This is a genomic window from Nocardia sp. NPDC003999 (assembly GCF_053604885.1).
Genome location: NZ_JBSGIB010000005.1, coordinates 237,813 through 258,001, shown reverse-complemented (window position 1 = coordinate 258,001; position 20,189 = coordinate 237,813). Strand labels below are relative to the sequence as shown.

Sequence of the window (20,189 nt, the reverse complement as noted above, 5' to 3'; positions counted from 1 at the left end):
ATTCTGGTCGGCGGCACGGAATTACCGCGCCGCCGACATCGCGGTTCCTACCGCGCGAATGTCATCACCTATCGACGTGGTCAGGCCGATACCGCACGGGCAATATCGATTTGCGCCGGTTCCGGAGAATCGATGCAATCCAGGAAAAAGCCGACCGCCGGATTCGGCTCGTCCGCACGCCACACCGCGTACAAATCGAGCGTCGGCACCGGATCGAACAGTTTCACCGCGACCGAAGCCGTTCCAGGGCCGCCCATGCCCATCGAAATCGCCCGCGGCAGCGAGGCGAACCCCACCAGCGGGCGCACCGAGACCATGTGCGCCGTCGCACCCGGGTCGTCGGCGGTCTGCGCCACGGCGAGGGAGATCCTGGAATCCGCCGCCGCCCGGAAGATCGAGTCGTACATGGCCGGACACTGTTCCCTGGCGAAGAGCACACATTCCTGGCCCTCCAGTTCGGCGAAGGGAACGCCGGGCCGGTCGGCCCACCGATGCCTGCGCCCGACCACGGCGACCAGTGGCACCCGGTGCAGCAGCCGCCGGTACCGGAAGTCGGTCGTACTGGGATGGCCGTACACGAGGGCGAGGTCCAGCGACCCGTCGGAGAGCGCCACCAACTGCGGGCCCGTGCGCTTCTCCCACAGCGACACCACGATGTCGGGATGTCGCTCCGTCATCCTGGTGAGCGCCTCCGGCAGCACGTGTCTGCTGGCCGGAAGGTTGTACCCGATGTTGAGGGTGCCCGCCCGCCCTTCGGCGGTCGCCTTCGCGGCCTGGGCCGCGCGGTCCATCTGCGCCACGATGAGCCGGGCCTGACTCTCGAACTCCCGGCCCGCCGGGGTCAGTTTGACCTCGTGCGAGTTGCGTGCGACCAGTTGCACGCCGAGCGATTTCTCCAGCTTCTGTAGCTGGGCACTGAGACTGGGCTGCGTGAGATGCAAGCGCTGCGCTGCGCGGCCGAAATGCAGCTCTTCGGCAATCGTGATGAACGAAACCAGATGTCGGAACTCCATGCCGCCGGCTCCTTTTTCCGCGTACCGGAAACGGTAGCGCCACCAAGTAACCGAGGATGAACCGAGATCGGACGAACGACACCGAAACCGTAGCCGATCGGTGAACTGCCGCCGAAGGGAGGAGAGGGTGTGCTACTCGCGCCCGTGACCATCCAGCTTCCCCGAAACCCCGCCGGGGGGCAACTCGAAAGACGGAAACCCGGTGTGGGGCAACCGCGCTGCCACCGCGGCGCGGGCCGGGGCACTAGCCGAAATACTGGTGGAACCACGCCGTCAGGTCGGCTTCGCTCTTCGGCCCCGGTTCCGGGTGATCGGCGCGCAGCGTGCAGAAATTCCCGATGACCGCGTACTTCTGATGGATCACCAGCAGACAGCTCGGGCCGAGCGCCGCGTCGGTGTTCGGATAGCAGAAATAACGGCCGAGGACTTTGCCGTCCTGTCGCCAGACATCGTCACCTTGGTCGCCGCGACCGCAGACATGGCCGGAGAGCTGCGCGCGGTCGGCCTCGTACAGTGCCGTCGCGGACTCCGGGTTCGAGAGGCCGAAGAACTCCGCGGCCGGAAATCCGGCCTTCGTCCCGCAGGCCAGCGCCGCGGCCACCGGACCGGGCGGCGGGTCGGCGTGGCGGCAGTTGGCCGGCCCGAAATCACCGGCCAGATGGTTCAGCACCGCATGATCGGCCTGCGTGAAATAGTCGGGATCGCGGGCGACGTCGGAGGTGCGGAACCCGAGGCGGTTACGCACGGCGGCATAGTCGCGGTACGGCTGCTCGTCGGGGTTCCAGATGTACACCGCGGCCGCCGAAGCCCGCTCGTCCGTGAGCAGCAGCGCGGGCCGCGGCGCGGCGGGATCGTCCATCTTGCTCTCGAAACACGACTTGCGGCCGACTTCCACGCCGTCGCGCAGCATCGGCCCGTCCGGCCCCGGCGGATCTCCCGGGCAGTTGTGTCCGTGCAGCGCGGTCAGCAACGACGACGTGTAGCCGCGCAGTTGGTCGACGGTGCGAAACCGCAGGAATCGCGCCACGGGGTCGCTCGCCGCCGGATTCGCGGCGCAGAACACGACGGCGACCGTGGGAGCGTCGGGAGTCTCGTGCACACAATTCGCGCGTTTGTAGCCGGAGGGGCCGACCAGCGAGAGCAGTTCGACGTCCGCGCCGTTCGGCGCGCTCGCGTCGGGCACGGCGGTGCCGGAGGTAGGCCGGACCAGCTCCCAGCCCAGGAAGCCGAGCGTGGCGGCGAGCAGCACGACGCCCAGCAGGGCGAGCACACGCAACAACCGACGGCGGTGTGGCCGCCTCGGGCGGTGACCGCGGCCCGCCGCCCCCGACCGGTCCTCCGGACTACCCGCACCGGCAGGCGCGTCCGCGGTCTCCAGCGACTCCGACGGGCCCGTAGCCGGGCCCACCACGACCGCCGCCTGCGCCGCCGCCCCCAGATCACCCGCGGTGCCGTACCGCGCCTGCGGATCTTTGGCCATGCCGCGCGCGACGACGTCGTCCAGCCGGAGGGGCAGGCCGGGACGGTGCGAGTGCGGCTGCGGCGGCGGCTCGAACAGGTGCGCGGAGATGATCTGCGCTTCGGTGTCGCGGGGGTACGGCCGCGAACCGGTCAGGCACTCGTACAGCACGCAGGTCAGGGCATAGATATCGGCGGCGGGGGTGACCGTGCGAGAGTGGAACCGCTCGGGCGCCATGTAGTGGAACGACCCGATCGCCGAGCCGGTGCCGGTGAGACTTTCCCCGGTCGCCGACTGCGCGATCCCGAAGTCCACGAGATAGGCGAAGCCGTCGGGGGTGAGCAGGATGTTGTCCGGTTTGACGTCGCGGTGCACCAGGCCGTCGGCGTGCGCGGCGTCCAGCGCGGCGGCGATCTGCCGGATGATCGCGACCGCCCGCTCCGGCTCCAGCGGCCCCTGCGCTTTCAACAGCGCGCGCAAGCTGTCGCCGCCGACCAAGCGCATGTCGATGTAGAGCCGGCCGTCGATCTCGCCGTAGTCGTGGATCGGGATGATGTGCGGTTCCTGCAGCCGCGCCGCGACGTGCGATTCGCGCCGGAATCGTTCCCGGAACACCGGGTCGTCGTGCAACCGCTCCGGCAACACCTTCAGCGCGATGACGCGATCCTTGACAGTGTCATAGGCCTCGAACACTTCCCCCATGCCGCCACGACCGATCAGGCGATCCAGGCGATACGGCCCGAATCGCGACCCCACCTCGAGCGTCTGACGTCGCGTCGTCATCTCGTCCTCCGTGACGGGGACCCGGACTTCCGGGGTCGTGCCCCGGCTTCCCGCGCTCAACTGTAGAGCCCGGCGAACCCCTTCGGCGGACGTATCGCACAGCGGGCCGGTCAGCGGCCGGAAGCCATCAGCGCAGGTCCCAGCGCGGTGGGGCCTCCAATGCCGCGAACCGATGCCGGTTGCCGCCACGGTCGTGGCGATCATCGCGACGACGCGAACCCGTCGCGGTGGTCGCCACCGGCAGCCGTCGTCAACCGGATGCCTCTGGCTTACGCGGGCGGCGGTGCAGGGCGAGCTGGATCTCCAGCAGCAGGCGGTCGGCGGGGTCGTCGAGATTCATGCCGAGGATGTCCTCGACCCGGCGCAGCCGGTAGCGCAGCGTGTTCGGATGCACGCACAGTGCCGCGGCGGCGTCGCGCACGTCGCCGTGTTCGCGCAGATAGGTCTCGACGCTGTCGCGCAGGTTCGCGGAATGCTTGCGGTCGTAGTCGAACAGTGCGCCGAGCCGCGGATCGCGCAGTTCCGCCCGCGCTGCCACCAGATCGAGCACCTCGCCGAGCAGCACCGCGGTGCGCGCCTCGGCGAGGGTGGTCACCCGGCTCGCGGGCGACGCGGCGGTGCGGTCGAGGACCCGATCGACCTCGGCGCGCGCGTCGGCCACCCGGCCGAGATCGGGCACCGGGCAAGCGATCGCGGCCCGCAGCGACAGCGACCCCTTCGCGTCGAAGTGCTCGATCAACTGACGTGTCCAGGCCGTCACCGCCTGCTCGGATCGGTAGCCCGGCAGCAGCACGTAGACGCGGTCACCGATCGCGGTGGTCACCGAGTCACCGCGAAAGGAACTGGCACGCAACCGGAGTACGCCACCCAGCGCGGCCCGGTCGGCGCCGGACGCGTGCTCGCCCGACGCGAGCGCGAAGCCGATCACCGCGGCCGGACCGGTCGACGGCAGATGCAGCGCGTTCGCCACTGCCGCGGCGTCGACCGCCGCACCCGCGCCGAACAGCCGGCGGATCAGCAGCGCCTCGGTGGTGGGCGCGTCCAGGCTCCGGGAGATCAGGCGTCCCGCGACGGCCGCCGCGCCGCGCAGGATCTCCGCCGCGTCCGGGTGGAACGGCCGATCCCCCTGCTGCAGCCAGATCGCGCCGAGCACGCGCGGAGCGCGTGCCCGCGCGTCGGCGGGTCGGCGTATCCCGATCGCCAGCCTGCGCTTGATGTTCAACTCGTCGTGGGCGGGCACGTCGACGATCTCGTCTGTGTCGCGCAGCCGATCGAGCACGCCCCACTGCCGCAGCAGGCTCAGGTACTCCGGCGGTCCTTCCCGGCCGAGGATCGATCGCACACGCAACTCGTCGGCGGTCTCGTCGGACGCCGAGTACGCGAGCACATGCGACCGCGGGTCCTCGATCGACACCATCCCGCCCGCGTGGTCCGCGATCATCTGCGCCAGCGCGAACAGGTCGATGTCCGCGGCGACTTCCTCACCATCCCCGCCCACGTTCCCGTCCTTCGGCCAACTCGACAACGCATTTGCCTCATCTTTGTCCAATAGGCTCATTGTCCGGACAGTTTTCCGGTGTTGACTTCCCAGTACCAAAAATTCATCTGACAACTGGAGGTTCCATGGACGCCGTCGTGTCCCCGCCCCCGCCGGTCAACGAGCCGGTGGGCAGCTTCGCGCCGGGCACGGCGGAACGCGAGCGCCTGCGGACGAAGCTGGCCGATCTGGCCGCGACCCCGACGGAGGTCACCCACGTCATCGGCGGTGTGCATCGGCACGGCTCGGGCGAACGCGTCACGGTGACGCAGCCGCACCGGCACGCCGCCGTGCTCGGCACGCTCACCACGGCCGGGCCCGGCGAGGTTCGCGACGCCATCGCGGCGGCCGCCGCCGCGGCACCGGGGTGGCGTGCGCTGCCGTTCGCCGAGCGCGCCGCGATCTTCCTGCGCGCCGCGGACCTGCTGGCCGGGCCGTGGCGCGAAACCATCGCCGCCGCAACGATGCTGGGCCAGTCGAAGACGGCCTACCAGGCCGAGATCGACACCCCCTGCGAGCTGGTGGACTTCTGGCGTTTCAATGTGCACTTCGCTCAACGGATCCTGGCGGATCAGCCGATCTCGGCGCCCGGAGTGTGGAATCGGATGGACTACCGGCCGCTCGAGGGATTCGTCTACGCGATCACGCCGTTCAACTTCTCCGCCATCGCGGGCAACCTGCCCACCGCACCCGCGCTGATGGGCAACACCGTGGTGTGGAAACCGGCTCTCACCCAATCGGTGGCGGCGTACTGGACGATGAAGCTGCTCGAGGCGGCGGGGCTGCCGCCAGGCGTGATCAACATGGTGCACGGCGCGGGCCCCGAAGTGTCGGAGGTGGCACTGGCCGACCACCGGCTCGCCGGCATCCACTTCACCGGATCCACCGCGACCTTCCGCCACCTCTGGCGCACCGTCGCGGCGCATCTCGACCGCTACGACTCCTACCCGCGCCTGGTCGGCGAGACCGGCGGCAAAGACTTCGTCGTCGCGCACAGCTCCGCCGATCCGGACGTACTGAGTACGGCCCTGATCCGCGGCGCGTTCGACTACCAGGGCCAGAAGTGCTCGGCCGCCTCGCGCGCTTTCCTGCCACGATCGGTGTGGGACCGGATGGGCCGCGAGTTCATCGACCGGGTGGCCGGGCTCAGCTACGGCGACGTCACCGATTTCGGTCACTTCGGCGGCGCCCTCATCGATCGGCGGGCTTTCGACAAGAACACCGAAGCCCTCGCGCGCGCCAAGGCGACCCCGAGCCTGACCATCGCCGCGGGCGGCCACGCCGACGACAGCATCGGCTATTTCGTCGAGCCGACCGTCCTGCTCGGCGACGACCCGGCCGACGAGGCGTTCCGCACCGAGTACTTCGGCCCGATCCTGGCCGTGCACGTGTACGACGATTCGGTCGGTGGCTCGTTCGAGTCCGTGCTCGACCTGATCGACCGTGGTTCGCCCTACGGCCTGACCGGCTCGGTCATCGCCCGGGATCGCACGGCGATCGCCACGGCCGCCGACCGGTTGCGCTTCGCGGCAGGCAACTTCTACATCAACGACAAACCCACCGGCGCGGTCGTCGGCCAGCAGCCGTTCGGCGGGTCGCGCGCGTCGGGCACCAACGACAAGGCAGGCTCGGCACAGAACCTGCTGCGCTGGACCTCCGCTCGCACGATCAAGGAAACCTTCGTCCCCGCGACCGACCACCGCTACCCGCACCAGGAGTTGTGATGGCCTTCTCCGGACTGCTGCGGCCCGCCGTGCTGGCGGCCTCCCGCTCCCCGCGCGTGGAGCGCGCGATCACCCGCATCCCGGCCACCAAGAAGGTGGTCGACCGTTTCATCGCGGGCGAGACCGAGGGCGACGCGGTCGCCGCGACCTCGGCGCTGCTCGGCTCCGGCCGCTCGGTCACCATCGACTACCTCGGCGAGGACACCACCGATCTCGACAGCGCCCGCGGCACCGTCGTGCACTACCTGCGGCTGCTGTCGGCGCTGGCGGAACTGCGGGCCGTGAACGATGCTCCGGTGCCGCAGCTGGAGGTATCGCTCAAGCTTTCCGCGCTGGGCCAGTCGCTCCCGCAGAACGGATACGCGATCGCCCGGGAGCACGCCTACGAGATCTGCACGGCGGCGAAGTCCGCCGGGGTCTGGGTGACCGTCGACGCCGAAGACCACACCACTACCGACGCGACGCTGGCGATCGTGCGCGAGCTGCGTTTGGACTTCCCATGGCTCGGCACGGTCTTGCAGGCCTATCTCAAACGCACCGAGGAGGACTGCCGCACCTTCGCGGGCCCGGGATCGCGGATCCGCTTGTGCAAGGGCGCCTATCGCGAACCCGCGTCGGTGGCCTATCAGAGCCGTTCCGCCGTGGACGAGTCCTATCTCCGGTGCCTGCGGGTTCTGATGGAAGGCAAGGGCTATCCGATGATCGCCACGCACGACCCGGCGCTGATCGATGCCGCGCTGCGCCACGTGCGGGAAAGCGGCCGGAAATCAGGCGATTTCGAGTTCCAGATGTTGCACGGCATCCGCGACACCGAACAGCGGCGCCTGGCCGGAGTGGGCCACACACTGCGCGTCTACGTGCCCTACGGAGACCAGTGGTACGGCTACTTCATGCGCAGGCTGGCCGAGCGCCCCGCCAACATCGCGTTCTTTTTGCGCTCCTTCCGCGACCGCTGAGCGGGAGCACGGACGGACGAAGCCCACTGAACCGAGTCACCAGCACTGGCACGCTTTTCGCCGCCACTTGCGGCGCCACGCGACCATACTGGCGGACCACACGGTTTCGACCGAGTACGTGCCGTCGGCGCTGGAGAAAACGAACACAGCTTTAAGGAACAGCATGGTCCTCGCTCACCTACGCGCCCAGATGACGCGCCGAAAGCCGCTCGGCGAGGTCGACGACGAAGCCGCCGCGGCCGACGAGCAGTTGTCGCGGTCGCTCGGCCTGTGGCAGCTCACCGCGATCGGTGTCGGCGGCATCATCGGCGCGGGCATCTTCACCTTGGCGGGCGCGGTGGCGCACTCGGTCACCGGGCCTTCGGTGTTGATCTCGTTCCTCATCGCGGGTGTGGCCAGCGCCGCCGCCGCGCTGTGTTACGCCGAGTTCGCCGGGATGGTGCCCAAGGCCGGGTCCGCCTACACCTACGGATACGTGTCGCTCGGCGAGATCGCGGGCTGGTTCATCGGCTGGGATCTGCTGCTGGAGTACGTCGCGGTCGCGGCGGTGGTGGCCATCGGCGTCTCCGGCTACTTCAAATTCCTGCTGGAACAGGTCGACATCGCAGTGCCGGATTGGATGCTGGGCGCGGCGGGAACGGGTGACGGCCACGTCGTCGACGTGTTCGCCATGCTGTTCTGCCTCGGTACGGCCTGGCTGCTCTCGCGCGGCATCCGCAGCGTCGGCCGGTTCGAGACCGTCGCCGTCGGCATCAAGGTGGCCCTCGTCGTGCTGATCATCGCGCTCGGCGTGTTCCACATCGACAGCTCGAACTACACCCCCTACTTCCCGTTCGGCACGGGCGCGGTGTGGACGGGCGCGGCCACCGTCTTCTTCGCCGTGTTCGGCTACGACGCGATGAGCACCGCCGCCGAGGAGTCCACCGAGGGCAAGAAGCATCTGCCGAAGGCGATCATCTATTCACTGGCCATCGCCATGGTCCTCTACGTCCTGGCAACCCTGGTGCTCACCGGCATGCAGAAGTACACCGAGATCAGCCCGACCAGCGGGTTCTCCACCGCGTTCGAATCGGTCGGGCAGCCGGGCGTCGCGAACATCATCGCGATCGGCGCCATCATCGGCATCGTCACCGTGGTGCTCACCTTCATGCTCGGCGTCACCCGCGTGTGGTTCGCCATGAGCCGCGACGGCCTGCTGCCGGAATGGTTCGCCAAGACCCATCCGGTCCGGAAGGTGCCCACCAGAGTGACCTGGATCGTCGGCATCGGAGCCGCGCTGATGGCCGGTCTGCTGGACATCACCGTGGTGGCCGAACTGACCAATATCGGCATCCTGATGGCGTTCATCGTGGTGTCCGTAGCCGTGATCGTGCTGCGGCGCACCCGCCCCGACGAGCCGCGCGAGTTCCGCCTGCCGTTCATGCCGGTCGTGCCGCTGATCGGCATCGGGTTCTCGGTGTATCTGATCTGGTCGCTGCCGTGGGAGACCTGGGCGCGTTTCGTGATCTGGCTGGTCGTCGGCCTGATCGTCTACTTCACCTACTCGCGCACCCATTCCAGGCTCGAGCGGCCCCGGCCCGCCGCGGCGGAAGGCCCGGCGACTTCCTGACCACGCGGGCCGTCGGCGGGTACACCATTGCGGAAAGGTCGCTCGACTGCTTACGGTCGAAAACGTCGGCATCGGCGACAGCCGCGACGTCGCGCGGCTCGGAAGGAGCGGTGGCGGATGGACCTGCGCGAGGCCGTGTCGGCGGGTGTGCTCGAACAGCGCGAGTTACTGGCCCAGGGCGCTCTTTCGGCGGAGCAACTGGTCGAGGCGACGCTCGACGAAATCGATGCCGCGGCGGATCTCGGCGCGTTCACCCATGTCCTGCGGGATGAGGCCAAGGCGGCGGCCGTCGAGCGGGATCGCGAGCGCGCGGCGGGCGAGCCGGTCGGCCCGTTGCACGGGGTGCCGGTCGCGGTGAAAGACGAGTTCGATGTCGCCGGTGTGGTGACCACCTTCGGCACCAGGGCGAATGCCACGCCCGCCGTGGCGGACGCCGAAGCCGTGCGCAGGCTGCGCGCGGCCGGGGCGATCATCGTCGGCAAGACCGCGATGCCGGAATTCGGGCAGTGGCCGTTCACCGAGTCCAGCACGTTCGGCGTCACCCGCAATCCGTGGGACCCGAGCCGCTCTCCAGGCGGATCGAGCGGCGGGTCGGCCGCCGCGGTGGCGGCCGGGCTGGTGCCCGTCGCACTCGCAGGCGATGGCGGCGGGTCGATCCGGATCCCGGCGGCATGCTGCGGATTATTCGGTCTCAAGCCGCAACGCGGGCGTGTGCCGATGTCCCCGAACAAGCACCTGTGGTGGGCGTTGGGTGCCGCCGGGCCGCTGACCCGCGGCGTGCTGGACTCCGCCGTCGTCTACGACGTCATCCGCGGCAGCACCCCCACCGACCGATTCCGGGCTCCGGAACCGCCGACCTCGTTCGAGGCGGCGGCGCGCGAACCGGCCCGTCCGTTGCGCATCGGCTACAGCACCAAACCGCACGCCCTGATGGTGAAACTCGATCCGCAGTATGTGCGCGCCGTCCGCGACACCGCGAAATTGCTCACCGAACTGGGCCACACGGTGGCCGAGGTCGACCCGCACTATCCCGAATCCATGCACGCGTTCTTCCCGCAGTTCTTCGGCGGCGTGCGCGCGGAACTGGCCGAGATCGATCATCCGGAACTGCTCGAACGCCGCACCAAGCAGACGATGGCAGTCGGCGCCTGGGCACGCAGGCCGGTCGTCGAATGGGCGATCCGGCGCGGTGAGGCGTTGACGCGCAAGATGGACCGCGTCTTCACCGAATGTGATCTGCTGCTGACTCCCACCATCGCGATCCGCCCGCCGCGGCTCGGCGTGCTCGACGGGGCGAACACGGTACGAGCCCAGCTCGCCTCGATTCCGATGGTCGCCTACACCGAGCTGTGGAACGTCACCGGTCACCCCGCCGCCTCGCTGCCCGCGGGCGTAGGCGACGACGGGCTTCCGCTGTCGGTGCAGCTGGTGGGCCCCACGAACGGCGAGACGACGATTCTTCCGGTCGCCGCGCAACTCGAGCAGGCACGCCCGCATCCCCGCCCGGTCGCCCTTTCGCACCGCTAGCCTGCACGGCGTCGCCAGAGCCGGAAGGCCCACCGTTCCCGGCAGCGGCGTCGGCGCGCCCGAATGCGCGGTCCTGTCCGAACGTGACATCCGCCGCACCACCCCGGTCGGTGAGCGGAGCCACCTGTCGCGGGGGCCGCCGCGTCCTGCCGGGCGGTCAGTGCCCGGGTACGCCATGCCAATGCTCGCCACGGACCTTCCGCGATCGCTGCTTGGTAGGACGCGGCCGGTCGGTCCACCCCTCGCGAACTCCTGGCGAACGCGAGGATAAGATACAACTTGTGTCTAAGACGTATTCATCCGCTGAGCAGGCCTATCGCGCCGTGAAGGAGCGCATCCTGTCCGGCGCGCTCGCGGGCGGGGAGCTGATCAGCGAGGGTGAGATCGCCGCCGACCTGGGCACCTCCCGCACGCCGGTGCGCGAGGCGTTCCTGCGGCTGGAGACCGAGGGGTGGATGAAGCTGTACCCGAAGCGCGGCGCGCTGGTGGCGCCGATCCCGCCCGACGAGGCCGAGCACGTCGCGCACGCCAGGTACGTGGTGGAGACCGCCGCGGTCCGCGGCGCCACCGCGAACGACCCCGGCATGCTGGTCGAGGCGTTGCGTTCCTCGATCCGGCGGCAGCGCGAGCTGGCCGCCGCGGGCGATCTCGACGGATTCGCGGTCGCCGACACCGACTTCCACCGCACCTACGTCCTGGCCGGTGGCAATCCGCTGCTGTCGGGTTTCTACGACTCGCTGCGGGAACGCCAGCGCCGGATGAACAGCGTCGCCCTGCACCGCGGCCCGGTCGACATCACCCGGATCATCGAGCAGCACGCGCGGCTGGCCGACCTCGTCGCGTCCTCGGACGTCGACGGGTTCGCCGACGCGCTGGTCGAGCACCTGTCCGGCGTGCACCAACTGGAACTACGAGGCCGGTGATGGCGACACTCACCGTCACCGCGCCCCGCGACCGGGTCGTCTCGAGCCGATGGCCGGGCGTCGCCGCCGCGATGTTCGCGATCGCTTGGGGCGGAAATGAATTCACACCGCTGCTGGTGATGTACAAGAGCGACGGGCTGGCGGCCACGACCGTCGACCTGCTGCTTTTCTATTACGTGCTCGGCATCGTGCCCGCGTTGCTGATCGGCGGCCCGCTGTCGGATCGCCACGGCCGCCGGGCCCTGCTGCGGCCGGCGCCGCTGATCGCCGCGGCAGGTTCACTGCTGATCGCGTTCGGGTCCGCTTCGGTGCCGCTCCTGTCGGCGGGACGGGTGCTGTGCGGCATCGCGCTCGGGCTGGCGATGGCGGTCGGCGGCAGCTGGCTCAAAGAGCTGGCACAACCGCCCTATAGTCCGCAGCTACCCGCGGGCACGGGCGCGCGCCGCTCCGCGATGAGCCTCACCGCGGGCTTCGCCATCGGCGCTTGCTGCGCCGGTGTACTCGCGCAATGGGCACCGTGGCCGAACACCTTGGCGTATCTGATCAACGTAGGCCTGTGCCTGATCGCCGCCGCGTGGGTCCGGCGTACCCCGGAAACCGTCTCCGGGCGGCGAAATCCGGGGAGCCTCCGCGACGACCTGCGCATTCCCGCGGCGGGGCACCGGCGCTTCCGCACGGTGGCATTGCCTGCCGCGTTGTGGCTGTTCACCTCCGCCGCGGCGGCCTACGCGGTGCTGCCCGCGCTGATGGCGCCTCGGGTCGGCGCGGCGCCGATCGCGTTCTCCGCCATGATCTGTGTCATCGCCCTCGGCTGCGGGTTCGCCGTCCAGTCCGTCGCGCGCCGGATCGACCGGCCCGGCACCGCGCGGGCGGCGGCGGTGGCACTGATCGCGGTCACGATCGGGATGGCGCTCGCCGCGACGGCTTCCGGTCTGTTGACCCTGTGGGCGACGGTGGCCGCCGCCGTGGTGCTGGGAGCCGGTTACGGCATCGGTCTGGTGGCCGGGCTGCAGGAGATCGAACGCATCGCCCGCCCGGACGATCTGGCCGGGCTGACAGCCGTGTTCTACTCCGCGAGCTACCTGGGATTCGGCACCCCGGCCCTGCTTTCGTTCCTGCACGACACGTTCGGTCTCGGCTATCCGGCGATGTTCGGTGCGGGCGCGCTCGCGGCGGCCGGATGCCTCGGCCCGGTGCTGCGCGACTATCGCGCCTGACGGTCACCGATCCGCCGCGCCGCTCTCAACCCTTCGGCGTCAACAGGACGAGCGGAATCTCGCGCGTGGTCTTCGTCTGATAACCGGCGTAGACCGACTGCGCGGAGGTGACCCGGGGCCACAACGCCGCCCGCTCCTCGCCGGTGGCCACCCGTGCCGTCATCGGCACCTTCGGCCCGTTGCGCACCGACACGACGACGTCCGGGTTGTCGCGCAGGTTCAGGAACCACGCCGGGTGGATGGGGTCGCCGCCCCGCGAAGCGACCACGACATAGGTGTCGCCGTCGACGATCGGCGCCGTGAGCATCACCGCGTGCGGCCGGCCCGATTTGCGGCCGGTGGTGGTGAGCTCGAGCGACGGCATGCCGGAGAAGTCGTTGCCCAGTTTCCCGAAGCTGATCTTCAGTAGGACGCGATGCGCCGTATTCATGGCCTTCAGCGCGAAATTCGAGGGCATACGATCCTCACGATCGGCTCGACGGGTGGTTCGGCTCGACGACCCCCGCAACGGGAGATCACGAATCGGACTGTACCCGAATCGGCGCGGCTCGCTCAGCGGGCGGACCACCCCGACCACCGCGCCACATCGATGGCTATCACCGGGCCCGGTGGCGGCTGCTGTTCGTACTGGGAGTAACGCGCGGTCAAGTGACCGATCGCCGCCTGCGCCTCGGCGCCGTCCGCGATGCGGGCCGCACCGTCGGCGCGAGCCCACCACAGCTGGGTCCAGTCGTCGCCGTACCGGTCGACGAGCACGGCGACCGCGGGGTTGGCCGCGATATTGTCCAGGCGGCGCAGCGCCGTGGTCGTCTTCGGTTTCGCGTCGACGCTGGTGTAGACGACCTCCCCCGCCACTGCGAAGACTATGGGCACCAAATGCGGGCGCAGTTGCGGCGAAACCGTTGCCAACCGTGCGACCGGACTGGTCGCGAATCGTTTGCGCGCCTCCTCGGAACTCAGCCGCACACCCGCCTCCTCGAGCTCGCCGTCCCCGGAAATCGGGGATCGAGTATGTTCCGCCCCCTATGCAACCGGACATTTGCCGTGAAATCACGGCGATCGACTACTACCACGCTACGGTCGAGTCAATGTGTGACCCGTCAAGAGGCTATGTCGTCAGAAGGTGGAGGCGGTTGTGGAAATCGATATCACTGCCCGGCTGAACCTAGCGTTCGAGATGTGGGAGCGTGCGCACGGGCGCCCGCTCGCCGACGATACGGTCGAGACATGGGTGACCGCAGCCGGGTACGACCTGGAACCAGGTCACCTGACGAAAGTTCGACGCGGTCAGGTCGCCACGCTCCCGGAGCAGACCCGCGCCGGGCTGGCCCACGTGTTCGGGCTCGACCCCAACTATTTCGTGTTCGATCCCGGTCCCGACCGGGCCTGCGACGCCGAAGTGATCGCACACCTGGACAATTCGGCCCTGCGCCGCCTCGGACAGGCCGTGAACGGCGTATCGCTGCGCACCCTGCTGTACCTGGAGTCCGTCGCCGAAGTGCTCCGCCAGGCCGACGGACTGCCCCCGTGCGAGCAAACCGCACAACTCTGATCGAACGACAGCGGCTCGGCTACGGCCCCCGGGAAGCCCGGCGGGCCGGCCACACCGCCACTCGCGGACACGATCGCATGACGCGTCGATAATCCAAGCTTGCAATATCGCATCGGTAATACGGCCGCACACAGGACGCCCCGGCATACCGATAGTGAATTCTAGGCAAACGTTAATTTCCCCATTTCGCACCGAGCGCGTCGCCGTGTAGCACTTTTCGGCGCGTCGTCAGCGTAATCCGAGCATCGACACGGCAGCGGAATATCCGCCCGCGCCGCTTTCCCGTGAAATACGCCCGAGTGGCGCCGCACCGCCCACCCCGCTATGCTCGGGCCGCGATATTTCGAAACTGCTTGTCGGTCTGCATATTTGGGGTGCCGAGGCACGCAGAAGGGGGCAGCTGTGCCGTTTCCCGGCGGCAAGCGCGAGTGCGGAAGTACGGAACTTGTCAGAGTTGTTGAATCCGGCGGTGAGTGAGCCCGGCGAAGACGCCGTCCGGCATCCGAAACCGCCGTACGCGACATTGTGGGCCTGCGTTGTCGCGACCGCTGCCGTCGTCACGGCGGCGGTGTACTACGCGCCCGCCGAATTCCGGATCCCACTCGCGGCAGGCGCCACCGCCGCCGCCGTCGCCCTGTGCGCCGCCACCACGGCGGCCGTCCACTTCCGTCGGCAGGCCCGGCACGCCCGGCGGGACGCAGGCCGGGCCAGGGACGACCGAGCGCTCGTCGCCAGCGGCGCGGAGGCCGAGGTCACCGCCGCGAGCGCGGCGGTCGCCGAATACGAAGCGCGCGCGAAGAGCAGTGACAGCCGTCGCGCCGCGGCCATGGCGGCCTTCGCGGGCGCGGCGGGCCGCATGCAGGCGATGACCACCAGCATGCTCGCGGAGCTGCGCGAGATGGAGCACCGCCACGGCGACCCCACCGTGCTCGCCGATCTGCTGCAGCTCGATCACCGCACCGCCCAGGCGGGCAGGCTCGCCGACAGCATCGCCGTGCTCAGCGGCGCGCGATCCGGCCGCCGCTGGGCCAAACCCATTGCGATGGAATCGATTCTGCGTGGCGCGATGGGACGTGTGGCGGGCTATCAGCGAGTCCGGTTGCGCGCGATCGCCGACATCGCGGTCTCCGGTCACGCCGCGGAAGGCGTCATGCACGCGCTCGCGGAACTGCTCGACAACGCCTGCAACTTCTCCCCGCCAACCACCGAGGTGCACGTCTACGCCGCCGAGGTTCCGGCGGGCGTGATCATCACCATCGAGGACAGCGGATTGGTCATGAGCGAGTCGGCGCTGCGCCGGGCCGAGGCGGCGGTCTCGGCAGGCACGCCGGACGCCCGTGGGGCCGGAGCCGACCTGTCCTCGCTGACCGGGACCAGGCTCGGCCTCGCCGTGGTGGGCAATCTGGCGCGCAAGCACGGGCTCACCGTCTCCTATCGGCCTTCCGCCATCGGCGGCACCGCCGTGGTCGTGGTGATCCCGCGAGACCTCACCACCCGCGCGGAACGGCCGCAGCCGTCCACCACCACGGGCACGCTGCCCGTCGCGCGGGAGCGGTCTCGCGCGGCCGCGCCGCTCGACCACGAATCCGCCGATCGGGAGGCCGTGCGTCCGTCGCCCGCGCTGGACGCTCCCGCCGTCGCGCCCCGAGCGCTGCCCAAGCGGCGTCGCGGCAGCACCCTGGCCGCTGTCCATCCCGAGGGCATCGGCGCGCCGGAGGCCGCCGCACCGACTCCTCCTCCGGCACGACCGGACGCGCTCGGCGCGTTCCAGCGCGCGGTGTCCGGGCCCACGACCGGCAGCGCCGCCACCACTCCCCCTGCCCCTTCCGTCTCCATGGAGAACGAACGATGACGACCTCCGAGACCGCCCAGCTGAGCTGGCTATTGGAACAGCTGCTCACCCGCACACCGCGCACCAGGCACGCTCTGCTGCTGTCCAGCGACGGGTTGAAGATCTGCCACACGCCCGAACTCACCGTGGACGGAGCCGACCAGCTCGCCGCCATCTCGGCGGGCATTCAGAGCCTCTCGCACGGCGCGTCGGTGGAATTCGGCGACGGCCGGCCCGGGGTGCGCCAGTCGATGACGGAGTTCTACGGCGGCATCCTGTTCATCGTCGAAGCCGGGCTCGGCGCGCACATCGCGGTCGTCGCCGCAGAGGACGCGGACGCCGGGCTGGTCGGCCACAATATGCGGGAGCTGGTGGAACAGCTCGGCGAACACTTGGCGGCCACGCCGCGCTTCCCGGGAGCGGGCGTGTCGTGAGCAGACCAGGCCGCGACGACGACCCCGATCGGCTCTACACGCTGACCGGCGGGCGCAGCAAACCGGACTCCGACACCTTCGATCTGGTCACCCTGGTGGTCAGCGAGTGCGCGCCGACGCCGGGCATGCAGTCCGAGCACGTGGCGATCCTCGACCTGTGCCGAGCTCCGACCGCCGTCGTCGAAATCGCGGCCGAGCTGCGGATTCCGGTCGGCATCGCGACCATCCTGCTGTCGGACCTGCTGCACGCGGGCAAGATCACCGTGCGTCCTCCGCAGGCCGGTCCGTCCGACTCGCCATGGCACTGCCTGCCCGACACCACGACGCTCGAGAAGGTGCTCGTTGGACTCCGCAAGCTCTGATCCGCGTCCCGCCCGCGCGGACGCGCCCCTGCACCGTGCGACCACGCGGGGACTGAAGGTCGTCATCGTCGGCGGTTTCGGCGTCGGCAAGACGACGATGGTCCGCGCGGTCAGCGAGATCCGGCCGCTCGATACCGAGGCGATCATGACCGACGAGGGGCTGGAGATCGACGATCCCAGTGGCGCGCCGGGCAAATCGACGACGACCGTCGCCTTCGACTTCGGGCGCATCACCATCGACGACGAGCACGTGCTGTACCTGTTCGGCGCACCGGGACAACAGCGGTTCCGGTTCCTCTGGGATCGGCTGTTCACCGGCGCGCTCGGCGCGATCGTGCTGGTCGACCCGCACCGGATCGCGGATTCCTGGTACGCGGTCGACCGGCTGGAACACCAGAAGACGCCGTTCGTCGTCGCCTGCAACGACTTCGGCGAGGGCCACCGCCCCGACGAGGTCCGCGACGCGCTCGACCTGGATCGGTACGTGCCGGTGATCGACTGCGACGCCCGCTCCCGCGAGTCCGGCAAGGGCGTCCTCATCACCCTCGTCGAGCACCTCTATTCCCGCGCGCCGTCCCCGGCGGCCCGGCGCCCCTTGTTCCCGACTCCGGAGGCCGCGTCATGACCACGCCCGCGCCGAGTTCCACCGACAGCTGCCCCGTCCGCACCGCACCGGTCACGTTGAGCGGACCGCGTTTCCATACCGACCCGCATCAGCTCTATCACGAGATGCGCCGGGAGCACGGACCGGTGGTCGCCGTGGAGCTGCCCGGCGGCGTCCCCGCGTGGCTGGTCATCGGCTACCGCGAATTGCATCAGGTGACCAACGATCCCGAGTTGTTCCCCCGCGATGTCGGGCGGTGGAACCAGTGGCCGAACATCCCGCCGGACTGGCCCTTGCTGCCGATGGTCGGGCAGCCGATGCCGTCGATCTATTTCACCGCGGGCGCGGAGCACCGCAGGCACGTGGCGATGGTGGAACCGGCGTTGGAGACGGTCGACACCTTCGAATTGCGCCGCACCTGCGAGGACCTGGCCGACCGCCTGATCGACGCGTTCTGCGGCAGGGGCGAAGCGGAGCTGGTCGCCGATTTCGCCGAACCGCTGCCGGTGCTGGCCCTGGCGTGGATCCTCGGCTTCCCCGACGCGGACGGACCGCGGCTGGCGTGGACGATGAAGACGCTCGCCGACGGCGGGGCCGACGCCCAAGCCGCGCATCAGCAGTTCGCCGAGCACATGGGGCGGTTGCTCGCGACCAAGAAAGTCGCGCGAGGCGCCGATTTGGTGTCCTGGATGCTGGCGCATCCCGGTCCGTTCTCCGACGAGGAATACGTCCTGGACCTGATGGCGGTCACCGCCGCCGGATACCTGCCCACGGCCGACTGGATCGGGAACTCGGTGCGGCTGATGCTCACCGACGACCGGTTCGCCGCGGCGCTCGGCGGCGGGCGACACAGCGTGGGACAGGCGATGAACGAAGTGCTGTGGGAGGACACGCCGACCCAGATCCTCGCCGGACGGTGGGCAGCCCGCGACACGCGGCTCGGCGACAAGGTCATCCGGGCCGGTGACATGCTGCTGCTCGGCCTGGCCGCGGCCAACGCCGATCCCCATGTGCGCCAGCATGTTTCCGACGGCGCCGAGCCGGCGCACTCGGGCAACAGCGCGCACTTCGCGTTCAGCTACGGCGAATACCGCTGCCCGTTTCCCGCGCAGGAGATCGCCGAGGTCGTCGCGCGCACCGGCATCGAGGTGCTGCTCGACCGGCTGCCCGACCTCGATCTCGCGGTGCCCGCCCAGAACCTGGTCCGGCGACCGTCGGCCTTCCTGCGCGGCATGACATCCCTGCCCGTCCGCTTCACACCCGTTCGCGCCGTCGGAGGTACCCCGTGAGCAGAGAATGCCCACACGCAGCAGCCCTTGTCATCGATCCGATGGTCGGCGACCTGGGCGGAGAGACCAGCAGGCTGCGCGCCGCGGGTCCGCTCACCCGGATCGAGTTGCTCGGCGTGCCCGCTTGGACCGTCACCCGGCACGCGCTGGCCAGGCAGCTGCTCGTCGACACCAGGCTGGTCAAGGACATCAACGCCTGGTCGCTGTGGCAGTCCGGCGCGGTGACCAGGCAGTGGCCGCTGATCGGTATGGTCGACGCGGGCCGTTCCATGTTCACCGTCGACGGTCCCGAGCACCGCAGGCTGCGGATCAAGACCACCCAGGCGCTGACCAAGCGCAGGCTCGACGCGCTGCGTCCCGCGGTCGAGCGGATGACCGCCGAACTGCTCGACGACCTGGCCGAGGCCGGACGCGACGGCGCGGCGGTCGACCTCAAGACGGTGTTCGCCTACCCGCTGCCGATGCGGGTCATCAGTGAGCTGATGGGCGTGGACCGCGCCGACCATCCGATGCTGCTCGACTGGTACAAAGCGTTCTTCTCGCTGCTGACGCCGCAGGACGAGCGGCTGCGGGTGATCGACGAATTGGACCTGTATTTCACCGAATTGGTGCGCAAGAAGACCGCCGACCCGACCGACGACCTGACCAGCGCCTTCATCGTCGGCGGCGACGACACCGAGCCGTTGACCGAAGAGGAAGTGGTCGGCAACCTGAAGGCGCTGGTGGCCGCCGGGCACGAGACCACGATCGGCCTCATCCTCAACACCGTGCGCGCCCTGCTGGCGCGGCCGGAGCAGTTGAGCGCCGTCCACGCCGGTGACCACACCTGGGACGCCACGGTGGAGGAGACCCTGCGCTGGGACAGCCCGGTGACCCATCTGCTCATGCGTTTCGCCACCGAGGACATCGCCGTCGGCGACACCGTCATCGAAAAGGGCGAGGGTGTGGTCATGTCCTACCGTGCGATCGGCCGGGACTTCGCCGTGCACGGCGACGACGCCGACGACTTCGACGTCTCCCGCCCGACGGCCAACCGGCACTTGGCTTTCGGCTACGGCCCGCATATCTGCCCCGGCGCCGCGCTCGCCCGCATGGAAGCGGGCATCGCGCTGCCCGCCCTGTTCGCCCGCTTCCCCGGCCTGCGCTTCGCCGTGCCGGTCGAACAGATCCGCAACCTGCCGGTGCTCACCCAGAACGACCTCGAAGCATTTCCGGTCTATCTCGGGAACTGATCCGTGACCGGCGAATTCGCACCGGCGCGCCCAGCTGTGCGACTCCGCACCCGTAGGGCCGGATCACGCCGAAGGACGTCGGTCTGCCGACAGTGGGCCGGCGGCGGTCGCCCGGCCTACGGCGAGCAGAGGTCGCA

Annotated in this window: 18 protein-coding genes; 13 read left to right on the top strand and 5 right to left on the bottom strand. The window is 69.6% G+C overall.

The window, feature by feature from the left end; translation table 11 throughout:
- Nucleotides 1-80 precede the first annotated feature (80 nt).
- The 3 genes from ACWESM_RS14145 to ACWESM_RS14135 all read right to left on the bottom strand — a co-directional run bounded on the left by ACWESM_RS14145 (nt 81) and on the right by ACWESM_RS14135 (nt 4,753).
- A complete protein-coding gene (locus tag ACWESM_RS14145; RefSeq protein ID WP_452492032.1) occupies nt 81-1,013 on the bottom strand; it encodes a LysR family transcriptional regulator in 933 nt (310 codons plus the stop codon).
- A gap of 244 nt (nt 1,014-1,257) precedes the next feature.
- On the bottom strand, nt 1,258-3,255 hold the full coding sequence (locus tag ACWESM_RS14140; protein WP_452492030.1) for a serine/threonine-protein kinase: 1,998 nt from the start codon (nt 3,253-3,255) through the stop codon (nt 1,258-1,260).
- A 250-nt stretch (nt 3,256-3,505) separates the two neighbouring features.
- Nucleotides 3,506-4,753 (bottom strand): PucR family transcriptional regulator, encoded by a 1,248-nt coding sequence (locus tag ACWESM_RS14135; RefSeq protein ID WP_452492028.1) that lies wholly within the window; start codon nt 4,751-4,753, stop codon nt 3,506-3,508.
- Nucleotides 4,754-4,878: 125 nt separating this feature from the next.
- Between ACWESM_RS14135 and pruA the strand changes: the two genes are divergently transcribed.
- The 6 genes from pruA to ACWESM_RS14105 all read left to right on the top strand — a co-directional run bounded on the left by pruA (nt 4,879) and on the right by ACWESM_RS14105 (nt 12,748).
- Nucleotides 4,879-6,516: an L-glutamate gamma-semialdehyde dehydrogenase gene (pruA, locus tag ACWESM_RS14130; protein WP_364433659.1), complete on the top strand. Its 1,638-nt coding sequence runs from the start codon at nt 4,879-4,881 to the stop codon at nt 6,514-6,516.
- On the top strand, nt 6,516-7,472 hold the full coding sequence (locus ACWESM_RS14125; RefSeq protein ID WP_364433635.1) for a proline dehydrogenase family protein: 957 nt from the start codon (nt 6,516-6,518) through the stop codon (nt 7,470-7,472). Before pruA ends, ACWESM_RS14125 begins: the two co-directional genes overlap by 1 nt.
- A gap of 163 nt (nt 7,473-7,635) precedes the next feature.
- On the top strand, nt 7,636-9,081 hold the full coding sequence (locus ACWESM_RS14120; RefSeq protein WP_355076466.1) for an amino acid permease: 1,446 nt from the start codon (nt 7,636-7,638) through the stop codon (nt 9,079-9,081).
- 117 nt (nt 9,082-9,198) lie between these two features.
- On the top strand, nt 9,199-10,608 hold the full coding sequence (locus tag ACWESM_RS14115) for an amidase (protein ID WP_397279910.1): 1,410 nt from the start codon (nt 9,199-9,201) through the stop codon (nt 10,606-10,608).
- 281 nt (nt 10,609-10,889) lie between these two features.
- Nucleotides 10,890-11,531: a GntR family transcriptional regulator gene (locus tag ACWESM_RS14110; RefSeq protein WP_397279912.1), complete on the top strand. Its 642-nt coding sequence runs from the start codon at nt 10,890-10,892 to the stop codon at nt 11,529-11,531.
- Entirely contained in the window at nt 11,531-12,748 is a 1,218-nt protein-coding gene (locus ACWESM_RS14105; protein WP_452492024.1) for an MFS transporter, read from the top strand. Before ACWESM_RS14110 ends, ACWESM_RS14105 begins: the two co-directional genes overlap by 1 nt.
- Before the next feature lie 25 nt (nt 12,749-12,773).
- On the opposite strand, the gene ACWESM_RS14100 is transcribed toward ACWESM_RS14105, so the two are convergent.
- Nucleotides 12,774-13,205, bottom strand: a complete 432-nt coding sequence (locus ACWESM_RS14100; RefSeq protein WP_452492022.1) for a nitroreductase/quinone reductase family protein — start codon at nt 13,203-13,205, stop codon at nt 12,774-12,776.
- Between the two features lie 95 nt (nt 13,206-13,300).
- Nucleotides 13,301-13,708, bottom strand: coding sequence for a TIGR03668 family PPOX class F420-dependent oxidoreductase (locus tag ACWESM_RS14095; protein ID WP_355076705.1), 408 nt, complete (start codon nt 13,706-13,708; stop codon nt 13,301-13,303).
- A 175-nt stretch (nt 13,709-13,883) separates the two neighbouring features.
- On the opposite strand from ACWESM_RS14095, the gene ACWESM_RS14090 reads away from it, so the two are divergent.
- The 7 genes from ACWESM_RS14090 to ACWESM_RS14060 all read left to right on the top strand — a co-directional run bounded on the left by ACWESM_RS14090 (nt 13,884) and on the right by ACWESM_RS14060 (nt 20,052).
- Nucleotides 13,884-14,300 carry a hypothetical protein gene (locus tag ACWESM_RS14090; protein WP_355076474.1) on the top strand — a complete coding sequence of 139 codons (417 nt, stop codon included), beginning with the start codon at nt 13,884-13,886 and terminating at the stop codon, nt 14,298-14,300.
- 469 nt (nt 14,301-14,769) lie between these two features.
- A complete protein-coding gene (locus ACWESM_RS14085) occupies nt 14,770-16,152 on the top strand; it encodes a sensor histidine kinase (protein ID WP_452492021.1) in 1,383 nt (460 codons plus the stop codon).
- Nucleotides 16,149-16,565: a roadblock/LC7 domain-containing protein gene (locus ACWESM_RS14080; protein WP_355076477.1), complete on the top strand. Its 417-nt coding sequence runs from the start codon at nt 16,149-16,151 to the stop codon at nt 16,563-16,565. The genes ACWESM_RS14085 and ACWESM_RS14080 overlap by 4 nt, the downstream gene beginning before the upstream one ends.
- Nucleotides 16,562-16,927 (top strand): DUF742 domain-containing protein, encoded by a 366-nt coding sequence (locus ACWESM_RS14075; protein WP_355076479.1) that lies wholly within the window; start codon nt 16,562-16,564, stop codon nt 16,925-16,927. The genes ACWESM_RS14080 and ACWESM_RS14075 overlap by 4 nt, the downstream gene beginning before the upstream one ends.
- Nucleotides 16,908-17,552, top strand: a complete 645-nt coding sequence (locus tag ACWESM_RS14070; protein ID WP_412806326.1) for a GTP-binding protein — start codon at nt 16,908-16,910, stop codon at nt 17,550-17,552. The genes ACWESM_RS14075 and ACWESM_RS14070 overlap by 20 nt, the downstream gene beginning before the upstream one ends.
- The gene (locus tag ACWESM_RS14065; protein WP_452492019.1) at nt 17,549-18,820 is read left to right on the top strand and encodes a cytochrome P450; all 1,272 of its coding nucleotides are present in this window, start codon (nt 17,549-17,551) and stop codon (nt 18,818-18,820) included. Before ACWESM_RS14070 ends, ACWESM_RS14065 begins: the two co-directional genes overlap by 4 nt.
- Complete coding sequence (locus tag ACWESM_RS14060) at nt 18,817-20,052, top strand: cytochrome P450 family protein (protein ID WP_364433652.1); 1,236 nt, start codon at nt 18,817-18,819, stop codon at nt 20,050-20,052. The genes ACWESM_RS14065 and ACWESM_RS14060 overlap by 4 nt, the downstream gene beginning before the upstream one ends.
- The last annotated feature ends 137 nt before the right edge of the window (nt 20,053-20,189 follow it).